Source organism: Pantoea sp. SOD02, assembly GCF_024707505.1.
GTDB classification, from domain to species: domain Bacteria; phylum Pseudomonadota; class Gammaproteobacteria; order Enterobacterales; family Enterobacteriaceae; genus Pantoea; species Pantoea symbiotica.
Genome location: NZ_CP102605.1, coordinates 197,958 through 212,675, shown reverse-complemented (window position 1 = coordinate 212,675; position 14,718 = coordinate 197,958). Strand labels below are relative to the sequence as shown.

The window sequence follows — 14,718 nt, the reverse complement described above, 5'->3', positions numbered from 1 at the left end:
CTCCGCTTGTGATTAATCTGAAGCTCGCTAATCTTAAATTTGCAGCACGGGCATGGCGTTGAAGCAGTTATTTCCGCCATGCAACAACAACTCACGAGAGGATGTTTTATGGCTGAGCATAGAGGCGGTTCCGGTAATTTCGCTGACGATAAAAAGAAAGCGTCAGATGCCGGTAAAAAAGGCGGAGAAAAAAGCGGCGGTAGTTTCAAAGACGATCCCGCTAAAGCGTCAGAAGCAGGTAAGAAAGGCGGTAAGAAGTAGTCATCAACGCTGTAAATAGCACACAGCACCTTGGAATCCCGCCAGGGCACGGACGCCCTCAGAATTATCTCATCCCTTTTTATCCTAATGAAATAAATACCGTTAATAACCTTACGTTACTGCATTCCATTTTTATCCCCCCTTAACTTGCCGTTTCGTCTTAATAAATCTGATTGTTCACTTTCTAACGTGACAAATATCACATTTATGCCAGGCTTAATTTATTCACCTCATGCGACAAGGATATATATATATGACAACGCAAGCCACCAATAAAACCTTAATTACTGAAGCGTATCCGGTTCCGCCTTTTAAAAAGCAGACGCAACCGATGCCAGGTTTGGCGAGCAAAATGGATCCCCGTCCCGATCATGGTGAAACCAGCTATCGTGGTACCGGCAGATTGACCGGCCGTAAAGCGCTTATCACCGGCGGCGATTCCGGTATTGGTCGCGCCGTGGCCATCGCTTATGCCCGTGAAGGTGCCGATGTGGCTATCAACTTCCTGCCGGAAGAAGAAGCCGATGCGGCTGAAGTGGTGAAACTGATTGAAGCCGAAGGACGCAAAGCGGTGGCGATTCCGGGCGACATTCGTTCCGAAGAGTTCTGCCAGAAACTGGTCGATCAGGCCGCTGAACAGTTGGGCGGATTGGATATTCTGGTGAATAACGCCGGACGTCAGCAGTTCAACGAATCGATCCGCACGCTTTCGACTGAAGACTTTGACGCCACCTTCAAAACCAACGTTTACGCGATGTTCTGGATCACCAAAGCGGCGCTGAAATATCTGCCAGCGGGCTCCTCCATCATCAATACCTCTTCAGTGCAGGCTTATGATCCTAGCGCGATTTTGCTGGATTATGCGCAGACCAAAGCCTCGATTGTCGCCTTCACCAAAGCGCTGGCAAAACAGCTGGGTAAAGAGCAGATTCGCGTCAATGCCGTCGCGCCTGGCCCATACTGGACCGCGCTGCAGGTAAGCGGCGGACAGCCGCAAGAGAAAGTGGAGAAGTTTGGTGCATCCGCACCGCTGGGCCGTCCGGGACAACCGGCTGAAATCGCCCCGCTCTACGTCACCTTTGCGGATGTGAAAAACAGCTTCACCTCCGGTCAGGTTTGGTGCTCCGACGGCGGCACCGGCACACTTTAATTATTCGTGGGGTCGCCATGAATGGCGACCCAACATTGTCCCGTTCAATCGCTCTGGAAACACTTCCCTCAGCCATTCAATAAACACTCGCAACCGCTGCGTCAGATGGCGATTCTGCGGATACACCACATGAAACGGATAATTCGCCGGCCGCCACGCCGTGAGAATCTCTACCAATTTTCCCGCCTGTAAATCTGCCGCCGCTGCATAGCGGAAAGTCTGAATGATCCCTAATCCCGCAACCGCTGCCGCCAGATGCGCGTTACTTTCATTGACGCCAATCCGATGCTCGCTCTTAATCTCTAGCTGCTCTTCGCCCTGCGTAAAACGAAACGGGAATGCCCTGCCGCTCTGCGGCGACAAATAGCTCACCATGCGATGGCCATTTTTCAGCTCTTGCGGATAAGCTGGCACGCCGTAGGTTTTCAAATAGCCCGGCGCGGCGCAGGTAATCATCTCTGCATCCCCCAAATGCCGCGCCACCAGAGACGAATCGCTGAGCGGACCGCCGCGAATCACGCAATCAACATTACCGCTGATCAAATCCACCGCGCGATCCGCAACGCCAAGATCGATACGGATGTCCGGATAACGAGCGATAAAATCGGGCAGTGCTGGTATCAACACATCACGCGCGGTTGATCCGCCAATATCAATACGCAGATAGCCGCCAGGTTTAGCGCTTTCAGCGTTAAACGAGTGATCGATATCTTCCAAATCCCGCACGATGCGCAGCGCTTTTTCATAGTAATCGCGCCCTTCCGGCGTCACCGTGACACGCCGCGTGGTGCGCTGTAGTAAGCGAATGCCGAGATGCGCTTCCAGTTCCTGCACCAGTTTGCTCAGCGTGGCGTTCGGCATGTCGAGTGAATCCGCCGCACGCGTAAAGTTGCCCGCCTCAACGACACGCGCAAATGCTTTTATCGCCATTAACTGATCCATGCTTTCTTCCGTTGCATTCAATTATCCACACACAGGAATAGTCATTTTGATTTTACACCATTTATCAGTAAACACCGTGGCGTTAGATTGCTTCTCATGCACTGCATCGCAGTCAGCAAAACCTCATCACACACTGGAGAAGCAAACATGAACGCACTCAACGGTAAAATCGCATTGGTAACCGGCGGCACAACCGGTATCGGTTTGGCATCCGCGCAAGAGTTGGCGGCACAAGGCGCACGCGTATTTATCACCGGTCGTCGTCAGGCGGAACTTGATGCGGCAGTTGCCAGCATCGGTGCCAGCGCCAGCGGTATTCGCGCTGATGCTTCGGTGCTGAGCGACCTCGACAACGTCTATGCAGAGATCGCGAAACAAGCCGGCCGCCTCGATATCCTCTTCGCCAACGCCGGTGGCGGCGACATGCTGCCGCTCGGTGCTATCACCGAAGAGCATTTCGACCGCATCTTTGGTACCAACGTTCGTGGTGTGCTGTTCACCGTGCAGAAAGCGCTGCCGCTGCTGAGCGACAACGCCTCGGTGATCCTTACTTCTTCAACCACATCGGTTCAGGGCACCGCCGGATTCAGCGTGTATAGCGCCAGTAAAGCCGCAGTGCGCAACTTTGCCCGCTCGTGGGCGCTGGATGTGAAAGATCGCGGTATTCGCGTCAACGTGGTCAGCCCCGGCCCGGTGCGCACGCCAGGTTTAGGTGGTTTGGTGCCTGAAGATCAGCAGCAAGGATTGTTTGATGCGCTGGCGGCGCAGGTGCCGTTAGGTCGCCTCGGCGAACCCGGCGAGATTGGTAAAGTGGTGGCGTTTTTGGCGTCCGATGCGTCCAGCTTTATCAACGCCGCAGAGTTGTTTGTTGATGGCGGTATGGCGCAGGTGTAACGCGTACCAGGTCGCCATAAATGGCGACCCTACGAATATTTGCAGGTTATGTAGGGTCGCCATTTATGGCGACCACTCCTTTTCTACGCCTCAACCACCGGAATCTCATCCAACTGGGTATAAATCGAAATCCCCCGCTCCTTGCCAATCCGCACATCGTTATCCGCACCCTGTGAAGCGCCCGGAATGCGCAAGATGGCATCGCAACAATGAATCAAGCGATGCGCTACCGGATAGAGAAAAGATTCACTGATTTCATCGCCAATCTTCTGCGAACCGGCCGCGCTTGCCAGTGGCAACGCCAGCCATTCACCAATCACCGGCGTATGTCCACGCTGGTAGACCTGCAGGGCAATCTGGTCTAATTTCTTAATATTTTCATGAATTAACACTTCATTGCCGTTGGTGCCGCTGCGTACTGGTCCTGCGATAAGAATTAACATTGGGCTTCTCCAAAGGTTCGATGTTTAGGGCAAGCGTTTTTTTGCACGTTTGCCCGATTCTTGGTGACAAAATCTACGCTAACATGCATAATCGTGCAGATACAAGCAAAAACATGAATGAGAAATTGATGCTTTCCAGTCAACGTAAACAGCAAATCCTCGCTATTCTGTCCGAGGAAAATCAGGTGATGTCGAGCGAGCTAAGCCAGCGTTTCGCGGTGTCGGAAGACTCGATTCGCCGCGATCTGCGTGAGTTAGCAGCCGAAGGTTTACTGCAACGGGTGCACGGCGGTGCGCTGCCGGTTTCTGCGGCTATCGCACCGTTTGAAACACGCAAAAGCGTGCAGATCAGCTCCAAGCGCCTTATCGCGCAGAAAGCGGTACAGCTTATTCAGCCTGGACAAGTGGTGATTATCGATGGCGGCACCACCACCGCCGAGATGGTGAAGCTGCTGCCTTCGGATCTGGCCTTTACCGTGGTAACGCACAGCCCAAGTATCGCTGTGGCGCTGGTGGATTATCCGCAGGTTGAAGTGATCATGATTGGCGGCCTGTTGTATCGCCATTCGGTGGTTGCGGTGGGTGCGGCGGTGCTGGAAGCGATTGCGCGGATTAATGCCGATCTGTTCTTCATGGGTGTAACCGGCGTACATAAAACCGCAGGATTAACCACCGGCAATTACGAAGAAGCCAGTGTGAAACGCGCGCTTTCCGCACGCGCGGCGGAAACGGTGGTGATGGTATCGAATGAAAAGCTGAATTCCGCCTCGGCGTTTGCCATCGGCGAGCTGTCTCTGGCGAGTACGTTGATCGTTGATACTCAGCCCGATGACGAAATGTGCCAACTGCTAAGGAAAAAGCACATAACCGTGCTGTAACCGGCTATTCTTCGCTGCTGAACAAACGATCTGCCACTTGATAATCAGGAGCTTAATAAGATGTCTGAGAATCCCACCATCGCCCTTATTGGACCGGGCGCGATTGGCACCACCATCGCGGCGGCACTGCATGAAGTTGGACGCACGCCAACGATTTGCGGGCGTACCGCGCATCCGCAGCTCGAGCTGCGTCAAGACAGCGGCAAAATTATTGTTCCCGGCCCGGTGCTGACCAATCCCGCCGAGATCGCGCAGCCGTTCGATCTGGTGTTTGTGGCGGTAAAAACCACTCAGGTCGAAGACACCGCGCCGTGGCTCGCAGCGCTGTGCAATGAAAAAACCGTGGTGTGCGCGCTGCAGAATGGCGTTGAGCAGAAAAGCCAACTCGCGCCTTACGTCAATGGCGCGACCGTGCTGCCGTCGGTGGTGTGGTTCCCGGCCCAGCGCGAGCCGGATGCTTCGGTTTGGCTGCGCGAAAAGCCGCGCCTGACGCTGCCAGAAACCCCGCAGGCCGAACGCGTGGTTACTGCCTTAAAAGACACACGCTGCGCAGTCGATCTCTCTGCCGATTTTCTTACCATCGCCTGGCGCAAGCTGCTGCAAAACGCAGTTGCCGGTTTGATGGTGCTGTCGAATCGTCGTGCGGGCATGTTCCAGCGCGAAGACATAACCGCGCTGGCGCTGGCCTATTTACAGGAGTGCTTGACGGTGGCACGCGCCGAAGGTGCCGCGTTGAAAGATGAAGTGCCGCAGGAGATTGTCGAACGCTTCCACCGCGCGCCGAGTGATTTAGGCACTTCGATCCTTGCCGATCGCCAGGCCGATCGTCCGCTGGAGTGGGATATCCGCAACGGCGTGGTGCAACGATATGGCCGGGCGCGCGGCATTCCGACGCCAATCAGCGATGTGATTGTGCCGCTGCTGGCGGCCGGTAGCGAAGGTCCGGGCTGAATTAAAAACGCCACGCCGCATACAACGCGCCGCTTACCTGCCCTTTTTCCTCGGTAATTGGGCTGTCGGCGGCGTGGTTCTCCAGATGCTGCACGTTTACCCGCGCGCCAATCAGCCACGCTGGCGTTAGCGCATACTCCAATCCTGCTTCCCAACCCACTTTTTCTATGCCGGCTCCGGCATCGTAGCGCGCCAAACCGCTGCGCGCCGACTGCGCTGCCGTGACACCATATTGCGTCTGCATGTAATCACTGTCGGCCCAACTGAGATTCGGCCCGGTGAACAGTCGCAGGCTTTGCGTTGGACGCCATTGCAGATGCGCATAGGAGGCGAGTTTAAAGCCCTGCTGATTGCCGCCCACATCCTGCGTCAAAATCACGCCGCCTTTAAAATAATCGCTCTCGTAAATCGCTGAGGTGAAGGCGCGTGGTGTGACATCAATATCGCCCAATCCTTTTAAATGCGGATCATCAGATTCCTGGCGCGGCGAAATGTTAGTGCCAACGCCCAGCGCAAAGGTCCAGCTTTCTGTTTTAGCGACGTTCCAGCCGAGAGCGATCAGATCATCCACGCCGCCGACAAACAGCGGGCCGTAATTGAGTTTGATCGCCGGCACGAAGTCGGTTTTGTTCTCTTTCGCGCCGGAGTATTTCGGTTTCACCCCGACGCCGCCGCCAATAAAACCAGAAAACTCATTCTGCGAGGAATCGGCAAGAACCGGGAAACTTGCCGCCGACAGCAGACAAAACAGCGCGAGAGGTTGAGCCAGGGTGGAATGCATCGACATCTTCCTTTATGAGCACAGAGTTATGAGCCCATTGCACCAGCCTTGTGTAACGCCGGTTTTTACCTCCGGTAAAGTTATGTAACAGCCAGCGGTAAACGCACGCAGAAACAGGCTCCGCCGCCAGCACGATTACTCACGCTGATGCTGCCGCCATGGTACTCGCTAATTGACCGCACCAGCGCCAGGCCCAATCCTGTGCCGTTGCCGCGATGAGTGAGGCGGTAAAACGGCTGGAAAATACGCTCCAGTTCTTCATGCGGAATGCCGGGACCGCGATCCTGCACCTCGAGCGTAAAGTGCCGATCCGCCGCGTGCCGGAGCGCGACGCAAATTTCCGGCCCGGCGTAGCGCAGCGCGTTCTCAAGCAGGTTGCGCAGCAAGCGGCGAATCAGCCGCGCATCAACCTGCGCCACCACATGTTCGGCCTGCAACTCAATTTGCACGGCGGCGCACTCTTCCGCTGCGATCGCCGTGATATCTGCATGCTGGAAATCGCCGCTGATGGCACTGTTCGCCATCTCCAGACGACTCAACGTGAGAATCTCTTCCACCAGCCCGTCCAGTTCGCCGACGCTGCGTTGCAACTCGCGGCGCGTTGGCGAATCGTCCGGTGCCAGTAACGCCGCCGCCATCTGAATGCGCATCAGCGGCGATCGCAATTCGTGCGAGGCATTTGCCAACATGGTTTTTTGCGACTGCACCAACTGCTCGATCTGCGTGGCGGAGCGGTTAAAGCTGGTGGCGAGTTGCGCCACTTCATCGCGTCCGGCCACCGTTACGCGCGCGCTGAGATTGCCGCGCCCCAGCGATTCCACGCTCTGCTGCAGCGACTCCAGCCGCGCGGTTAAGCGGCGTATTACCGGGAAGGAGATCAGCGCCACGCTGCCCGCCAATCCCAGCATCAGCAGAATAAACAGCCACGGACGTTTCTGCTGATCGCTCCTGAACTGCGTGACCAACACGCGTTTGTCCTTAAGCTGCCAGACGAAGCGCATGCCGTACCAGTCATCCTCGATCTGCCCAAAGGCGTCACGCGGCGGGAATGCCAGCGGCGGATCAAGCGGGCGACTGAGCTGTTCACCATTGGCGGTAAACAGGGCAAAACGCGTGTGGGCGCGCTGCATCCAACGATCCATCGCCGCCATTTGCACATCGCGCGGCGCATCGGCTGGCGGCAGGTTCTGCTCCACCAGCTCTGAAAAGGTGGCAAAAGCCTGCAGATTCGGATTGTCATCTTTGTTCCACAACCAGAGCGCAATGGTGCAGATCACCACCATAAACAGCGCGCAGCTGAAGGCGAAGAAGATCTGCAGATGCAGCGGAAAATCGGCGAGACGCTTCATGCACTGGGCAACGCCGAGAAGACATAGCCGACGCCGCGCACGGTGATGATGCGTTTCGGCGCACGCGGATCGTCTTCGATAAGCTGGCGGATGCGGCCAATATGCACATCAATCGCCCGATCAAAGCTGTCGTAGGTTTCACCGCGCACCGACTGCCAGATTTGTTCACGATTCAGCACGCGTCCGGCCTGGCGCGCCAGCGAGACCAGCAGATCGAACTGTAACGAAGTGAGGGAACAGGCTTGCTGATTCAGCAGCACGGTGCGCGCGGCGGTATCGATCTCCAGCGGGCCGGAACGAATGATGTGGTCGCTACTTGCCCGGCTGCCTGGCCTGATGCGGCGCAGCACCGCACGCATCCGTGCCAGCAGTTCGCGCGGCTCAAACGGCTTTGGCAGATAATCATCCGCACCCACCTCCAGCCCGATAATGCGATCAGCGGGATCGCCGCGCCCTGTCACCATAATGATCGCCGGTTCATTGTGACACTGGCTGCGAATCTCGCGGCACAGCGCTAAACCATCGGCATCGCCCAGCATCAAATCCAGCAATACCACATCAAATTCGCGCTGTTTCATTTTGAACTGCGCATCCTGCGCGCTGGCGCTGTGCACCACTTTGAATTCGTACTGCGTGAGGTAAGGCACGATCATCTGGGCCAGCCGGTGATCGTCCTCAATTAACAGAACGGAGGTCATTTAATTTTCCAGGCAGAAGGTTACGCAGATGAGTTAAAGACAGCGTGTGGAGGCAATTAGTTTCGCTTCTGCTTCGGCCAGGTGCGCATGAATGCGCACACTACAAAATCCCGCATGATCGAACTTAATTTATTTCGACCGCTCGCAGCAGCCCCATCTGCCAGTGTTTTATCCCGCCAACTTGCGGGATATAGAAATCTTTACTAGGGTTTGCGCTTCTTCTGCCTCTTATAGCTTTCTTTTCCAATGAAGAAATTACGGCTGCGAAAGCTATGAGATCGCGCCATTTTCTAACCTGGGGAATATATGAGCACAGGAACGGATACACATAATTCAGCCGCATCCAGTGGCTTAACCGTTGATGACATCACCGTCATCGACAACAAATTACTTAAACGCGCGGTCAGTGCCGCCGCGTTAGGTAACGCGATGGAGTGGTTTGATTTCGGCGTCTACAGCTATCTCGCCGTGATCATTGGTCAGGTGTTCTTTGCCGATGCCAGCGCTGCCGCACAGTTAATCGCTTCGTTCGGTACCTTTGCTGCGGCATTTTTAGTGCGTCCGATTGGCGGCATGGTGTTTGGTCCGCTCGGCGACCGCATTGGTCGTCAGAAGGTGTTGGCGTTAACCATGATCATGATGTCGATGGGTACCTTCTGTATCGGTCTAATCCCGAGCTACGCCAGCATCGGTATCGCCGCGCCGATTCTGCTGCTGCTCGCGCGCTTACTGCAGGGCTTCTCCACCGGCGGTGAATATGGCGGTGCCGCTACTTTTATCGCGGAATACTCCACCGATAAGCGTCGCGGCTTTATGGGCAGTTTTCTGGAGTTCGGTACGCTGGGCGGCTATCTGTTAGGCGCCAGTTTGGTCACCGCGATGATCGCCTTCTTACCGCATCAAACCATGATGGATTGGGGCTGGCGTGTGCCGTTCTTCCTCGCTGCGCCGTTGGGTCTGTTCGGCCTTTACATCCGCTTGAAACTGGAAGAGACGCCTGCGTTTAAAGATCACATGGATAAACGCGAAGAGATGGAGCACAACAAACCGCGCCTGAGCGTGTGGCAGATGCTGCGCGATCAACGTAAACCGCTGCTGAAATGTATCGGTCTGGTGCTGCTGTTCAACGTCTCCAACTATATGTTGACCGCCTACATGCCGAGCTATTTAACCGGTGTGCTCGGGATGAGTGAACTATCCGGCCTGATGTTGGTGATGGTGATTATGTTTATCATGATGCCGCTGACGTTGATGTGGGGACATTTAACCGACCGCATTGGCCGCCGCCCGGTGATTGGTTTAGGCGCGCTGGGCTTAATTGTGCTGGCGATCCCGAGCTACATGTTGATTGGTTCCGGCAACATGCTGCTGGTGTTTGCCGGATTGGCGATTCTCGGCTTGTTGCATACCTGCTTCAGCGGCACCATGCCGGCAACGTTACCGGCGCTGTTTGTTACCGATATTCGTTACAGTGCGCTGGCGATTGGTTTCAACTTATCGGTTTCGTTGTTTGGTGGTACTACACCGCTGATCACCGCATGGCTGGTGGATACCACGCACAATAATCTGATGCCGGCGTATTACATGATCGGTGCCGGGATTATTGGTTTGCTGACGGTATTAACCTTGAGTGAAACGGCGCGTAAACCGCTGAAAGGTTCATCGCCTGCGGTGGCGACAGAAGCAGAAGCGCATCGTTTGATCGATAAGCTGCGTAAACGCAAGGTGAAGCATAAACCGGCGTAGATCGCAGGCGCATCCATAGAGGTCGCCATGAATGGCGACCCTACGGGTGATTTTGTAGGGTCGCCATTTATGGCGACCTTGTGAGAGTCCGGCGCAGTTTGTAGGGTCGTCATTTATGGCGACCTCATCTAACCGAAGCGTAAAAATCCCCCGCTTATTCGATAATTTCCGAAACCCACCGGAAATCCACCGTCTCGCGCCAGAAAAGGCGAAAATATCGACTATGATCTGTAGTCCGACCCAACGTTAGTCCCCATTTTTATATCGTTTTCAGCCAGTAGCGAATCGCTTGATGTCGTCCATTGCCCCTGCGTGGGCTAAACGAGGCAATTGAATGGAATTCAGATCATTTGAAAAATCCTGGGGCGCTGAAATTCTTGCTGATGACAGCGTCCGTTTTCGTGTTTGGGCACCCGGACAGCAGCACATCACCTTAAGAGTTGCCGACCATGATTCGGCCATGATTGACGCGGGCGACGGTTGGTTTGAACTGCAGGTCAGCGGCGTGACGCCCGGCGCAGAGTATAACTTTGTGCTGGACGATGGCACGGTGGTGCCCGATCCCGCCGCGCGCGCGCAAAAGGCTGACGTCAACGGTCCTTCGCTGGTTATCGATCCGCAAAGCTATCGCTGGCAGCACACCGAGTGGCAAGGTCGTCCGTGGCGTGAAACGGTGGTGTATGAGCTGCACATCGGCACCTTTACGCCAGAAGGCACTTTCCAGGCGGCGATAGCCAGGCTGCCGTGGCTGGCCGAGTTGGGCATCACGCAGCTGGAAGTGCTGCCGGTTTCGCAGTTTGGCGGCAATCGCGGTTGGGGCTACGACGGCGTGTTGCTCTACGCTCCGCATGCGGCTTACGGATCGCCGGATGATTTCAAAGCCTTTATCGATGCCGCACACGCGCACGGTTTGTCGGTGGTGCTGGATATCGTGCTCAACCACTTTGGCCCGGAAGGCAATTATCTGCCACTGCTGGCGCCGGAATTTTTCCATCAGGAACGTATGACGCCGTGGGGCGCAGGCATTGCTTATGATGTTGATGCAGTGCGTCGCTACATCGTCGAAGCGCCGCTCTACTGGCTGCAGGAGTTTAATCTGGATGGGCTGCGTTTTGATGCTATCGATCAGATTGAAGACAGCTCCAGCAAGCATGCACTGATTGAGATTGCCGAACGCATCCGTCAGGCGATTCCCGAGCGCCCTATTCATCTCACCACTGAAGATTGCCGCAACGTCATCTTCCTGCATCCGCGTGATAAACAGGGCAACGCGCCGCTGTTTACCGGCGAGTGGAACGATGATTTCCACAATGCGGTGCACGTATTCGCCACCGGTGAAACCCACGCTTATTACGAAGATTTCGCCGACGTGCCAGAGAAGCTCGTGGCGCGCGTGCTGACCGAAGGCTTTGCTTATCAGGGCGAGCTGTCGCCGCAGAGTGGGCAACGGCGCGGCGTACCGAGCGCCAGCCAGCCGCCGGTGGCGTTCGTTGATTTCATCCAGAATCACGATCAGGTTGGTAACCGTGCGCAGGGCGATCGCTTGATCAACCTGGCGGGCAGCGATCGCACCAAAGTGCTGCTGGCAACGCTGCTGCTGTCGCCGCACATTCCGCTGCTGTTTATGGGCGAAGAGTATGGAGAAACCAATCCCTTCCTGTTCTTCACCGATTTCCACGGCGATTTGGCCAAAGCGGTGCGTGAAGGTCGCGCCAGAGAGTTCACCGGTCACGCCGGGCATGACGAAGAAGTTCCGGATCCTAACGCGGAGCAGACCTTCATCCGCTCGAAACTTGACTGGAATAAGCTGCAAACGCCTGCGGGCCAGAGCTGGCTGGCGTTAACGCGCGAGTTGCTGGCGCTGCGTCAGCAACACATCGTGCCGCTGCTGGCGGATGCGGGCGGCAACAGCGGCAAGGTACTCGCCACCGCTGAAGGCTTTGTTGCCGTCAGCTTGCGTTTTCCGCAGGGCGAGCTGTCGCTGGCGCTGAATATCGGCAAGCTGACGCAACCTTTACCCACCATGCCAGGCCGCACGATTTTCGCCTGGCCGCAAGAAACTGAAGCATTACCCCAACACACCATTGTGGTGCGTTTGGATCAGGGAGCAACAAAATGAGCATTCCAACCGCGACGTACCGCATTCAGTTTCGCAACGGCATGACGTTTGATCGCGCTGCGGCGCTGGTGCCTTATCTGCAACGTCTTGGCATCAGCCATCTTTACGCGTCGCCGATTTTCAGCGCTACTGCCGAATCCACTCATGGTTACGATGTGACCGATGCCAATGAGATCGAACCGGCAATTGGCGGGCGTGACGGCTTCAATCGGCTGGTTGAAGCGTTGCAGGACGCCGAGATCGGCTTGATTCTCGACATCGTGCCAAATCATATGGCGGCTTCGCTGGAGAACGCATGGTGGCGCGATGTGATTGAGTATGGCGAGAGCAGCCGCTATGCCAATCACTTTGATATCGACTGGACGCGCCGCCTGACGCTGCCGTTTCTCGGCGACAGCTTCGATAACGTGCTGGAAAACGGTGAGCTGAGCATTAAAGCGCATCCGGAAACCGGCCATCCGGCGCTGGCCTATTACGACAGCTTTTACCCGCTGACGCCCGCCAGCTGGCAGGATCGCGCTGACGCGGTGCTGGCGATCACCGATGCCAAAGCGATAGCAGAACTGCATGAGCAGCAGCCGTGGCGCTTGATCAGCTGGCGCGATGCACGCAGCGAGCTCTCTTATCGCCGCTTCTTTGAGATCACCGGTTTAGTCGGCGTGCGCGTTGAGGATGAAGCGGTGTTTGCCGATTCCCACCAGCTGATTCTGGAGCTGGTGCGCTCGGGCGCGGTCAGCGGATTACGCGTCGATCACGTTGATGGCCTTGCCGATCCGCAAGGTTATTTGCGCCAGCTGCGCCAGGCCACCGGCCCGGATTGCTATATCACGGTGGAAAAAATTCTCGCCGAAGGGGAACAGATTCCTGACGATTGGCCGATTTCCGGCACCACCGGCTACGAATTTATTGCCGCGCTGTCGCACGCGCTGGTCGATGATTCGCAGATCGATACGCTGCATCTGGCCTATGAAGCCATCACCGGACAACGTAACGACGTTGAAGGCGGACTGCGCGTGGCGCGTGAATTGATGGTCGATCGCAATTTCGCCGGTGAATTTGCGCGTTTACTCAAACTGGCGACGCAGATTGCCGCTTCTGAACATCGCAACCTCGGTGAAGCGGAACTGCACGTCGCGCTGCGGGAAATCCTCATCGCCTTCCCAGTGTATCGCACCTATGGCCAGCAGGACGGTATGCCGCTGGAGGGCGAAGAACTGCTGCAACAGGTGCTGGAAATCGTAAAAAACAGCGCGTCGCCGACGGTACTGAGTTTGCTGCAAGCGATGCTGCTGGGCGCGGTTTCCGAAGAGAGCGAAAAAGATGCGCATGAATTCCGCGTACGCTTCCAGCAGTTGACCGGACCGCTGATGGCGAAGTCGGTGGAAGACACGCTGTTCTTCCGCAATCACGTTGCGTTAGCCATCAATGAAGTTGGCGCAGAGCCGCTACCGCATGCTTTCTCGCTGGCGCATTTCCACATCGAGATGCAAACGCGACTGCAGCAGCAGCCCGATGGCATCTCTTCCACTTCTACCCACGACACCAAGCGTGGCGAAGATGCGCGTGCGCGGCTGTACACGCTGAGCGAAGCGCCAGCGCTGTGGGCGGAACACGTGACGCGCTGGCGGCAGATTAATCAGGCGCAGGTGGTTGAGCTGGAAGATGGCGCCGCACCGGAACCGGCGGTGGAATGGATGCTGTATCAGGCGTTAGCCGGCGTATGGCCGACCACCTTGCAGCCGCAGGATGCCAGCCAACTCGAAGAGCGCTTTATTCCCTTTGTCGAGAAAGCATTACGCGAAGCCAAGCTGCGAACCGATTGGGCAGAAAGTAATGAAGCCTACGAAAAGGCGGTGCTGGATTACGCTCGCCATCTGCTTACACCGGCTAATCAGCTGTTCCTCAGCGACTTCAGCCACGCGTTGCAGCCGTTTATTCAGGCCGGACTGATCAATAGCCTGACGCAAACGGTGATCAAACTCACCGCACCGGGCGTGCCAGATATCTATCAAGGCAGCGAAGCGCTGGATTTCAGCCTGGTCGATCCCGACAACCGCCGCACGCCTGACTTTGATCTGCTGGAACAGCAGCTTGAAGAGTCTGAATCTCCCGATTTCAACGACGCGCAAAACTGGCTGAGCGGAAAGCTGAAACAACAGGTGATTGCCCGCCTTCTGCATCTGCGCCGCGATTATCCGCAGTTGTTCCGCCTGGGCGATTATCAGCCGCTGCAGGTTAGCGGCGAACATCAGGAGAAAGTCATCGCCTTTGCGCGTCAAGACAGCGATCACGCACTGCTGGTGATCTTGCCGCGCCTGAGTTTCGACAACGCACAATGGACGCAAACCGAAGTAGAACTGACCGAATCACTCGCCCATCGCCACTATCGCAACTTATGGACAGGCGCAAGCGTGGCGATCGGCGATTACATCGCGCTGGATGAGGCGGCCTCAAGTGCGCCGTTAGTGCTGCTGAGCAGCTGATACATACCCGATTAATCTGTGTG

The 14,718-nt window shown here is 56.1% G+C and carries 13 protein-coding genes; 8 read left to right on the top strand and 5 right to left on the bottom strand.

From position 1 onward, the window contains the following. Nucleotides 1-108 precede the first annotated feature (108 nt). A complete protein-coding gene (locus NR302_RS20540) occupies nucleotides 109-261 on the top strand; it encodes a KGG domain-containing protein (RefSeq protein ID WP_008110189.1) in 153 nt (50 codons plus the stop codon). Between the two features lie 253 nt (nucleotides 262-514). Further along, a complete protein-coding gene (locus tag NR302_RS20535) occupies nucleotides 515-1,411 on the top strand; it encodes an SDR family oxidoreductase (protein WP_258145658.1) in 897 nt (298 codons plus the stop codon). Here NR302_RS20535 and NR302_RS20530 read toward each other — a convergent pair whose 3' ends face one another. Further along, a complete protein-coding gene (locus tag NR302_RS20530; RefSeq protein WP_258145657.1) occupies nucleotides 1,412-2,353 on the bottom strand; it encodes a LysR family transcriptional regulator in 942 nt (313 codons plus the stop codon). It abuts the gene before it with no gap. 147 nt (nucleotides 2,354-2,500) lie between these two features. Here NR302_RS20530 and NR302_RS20525 point away from each other — a divergent pair, with 147 nt between their 5' ends. Next, the gene (locus NR302_RS20525) at nucleotides 2,501-3,247 is read left to right on the top strand and encodes an SDR family NAD(P)-dependent oxidoreductase (RefSeq protein WP_258145656.1); all 747 of its coding nucleotides are present in this window, start codon (nucleotides 2,501-2,503) and stop codon (nucleotides 3,245-3,247) included. Nucleotides 3,248-3,330: 83 nt separating this feature from the next. Here NR302_RS20525 and NR302_RS20520 read toward each other — a convergent pair whose 3' ends face one another. Beyond that, the gene (locus NR302_RS20520; RefSeq protein ID WP_258145655.1) at nucleotides 3,331-3,690 is read right to left on the bottom strand and encodes an NUDIX hydrolase; all 360 of its coding nucleotides are present in this window, start codon (nucleotides 3,688-3,690) and stop codon (nucleotides 3,331-3,333) included. Between the two features lie 128 nt (nucleotides 3,691-3,818). Between NR302_RS20520 and NR302_RS20515 the strand changes: the two genes are divergently transcribed. Next, nucleotides 3,819-4,568, top strand: coding sequence for a DeoR/GlpR family DNA-binding transcription regulator (locus NR302_RS20515; RefSeq protein WP_258145654.1), 750 nt, complete (start codon nucleotides 3,819-3,821; stop codon nucleotides 4,566-4,568). Nucleotides 4,569-4,628: 60 nt separating this feature from the next. Further along, on the top strand, nucleotides 4,629-5,519 hold the full coding sequence (locus NR302_RS20510; RefSeq protein WP_258145653.1) for an oxidoreductase: 891 nt from the start codon (nucleotides 4,629-4,631) through the stop codon (nucleotides 5,517-5,519). Between the two features lies 1 nt (nucleotide 5,520). On the opposite strand, the gene NR302_RS20505 is transcribed toward NR302_RS20510, so the two are convergent. From NR302_RS20505 to NR302_RS20495, 3 genes are all read right to left on the bottom strand, one after another. After that, nucleotides 5,521-6,300 carry a MipA/OmpV family protein gene (locus NR302_RS20505; protein ID WP_258145652.1) on the bottom strand — a complete coding sequence of 260 codons (780 nt, stop codon included), beginning with the start codon at nucleotides 6,298-6,300 and terminating at the stop codon, nucleotides 5,521-5,523. An 80-nt stretch (nucleotides 6,301-6,380) separates the two neighbouring features. Next, nucleotides 6,381-7,649 carry a HAMP domain-containing sensor histidine kinase gene (locus NR302_RS20500; RefSeq protein ID WP_258145651.1) on the bottom strand — a complete coding sequence of 423 codons (1,269 nt, stop codon included), beginning with the start codon at nucleotides 7,647-7,649 and terminating at the stop codon, nucleotides 6,381-6,383. Further along, nucleotides 7,646-8,347, bottom strand: coding sequence for a response regulator (locus NR302_RS20495; RefSeq protein ID WP_258145650.1), 702 nt, complete (start codon nucleotides 8,345-8,347; stop codon nucleotides 7,646-7,648). The genes NR302_RS20500 and NR302_RS20495 overlap by 4 nt, the downstream gene beginning before the upstream one ends. A gap of 306 nt (nucleotides 8,348-8,653) precedes the next feature. Here NR302_RS20495 and proP point away from each other — a divergent pair, with 306 nt between their 5' ends. The 3 genes from proP (at nucleotide 8,654) to treY (ending at nucleotide 14,695) form a co-directional block, all read left to right on the top strand. Next, nucleotides 8,654-10,093, top strand: coding sequence for a glycine betaine/L-proline transporter ProP (proP, locus tag NR302_RS20490; RefSeq protein ID WP_258145649.1), 1,440 nt, complete (start codon nucleotides 8,654-8,656; stop codon nucleotides 10,091-10,093). Between the two features lie 334 nt (nucleotides 10,094-10,427). Beyond that, on the top strand, nucleotides 10,428-12,212 hold the full coding sequence (gene treZ / locus NR302_RS20485; RefSeq protein WP_258145648.1) for a malto-oligosyltrehalose trehalohydrolase: 1,785 nt from the start codon (nucleotides 10,428-10,430) through the stop codon (nucleotides 12,210-12,212). After that, on the top strand, nucleotides 12,209-14,695 hold the full coding sequence (gene treY / locus NR302_RS20480) for a malto-oligosyltrehalose synthase (protein ID WP_258145647.1): 2,487 nt from the start codon (nucleotides 12,209-12,211) through the stop codon (nucleotides 14,693-14,695). The genes treZ and treY overlap by 4 nt, the downstream gene beginning before the upstream one ends. Nucleotides 14,696-14,718 lie beyond the last annotated feature (23 nt).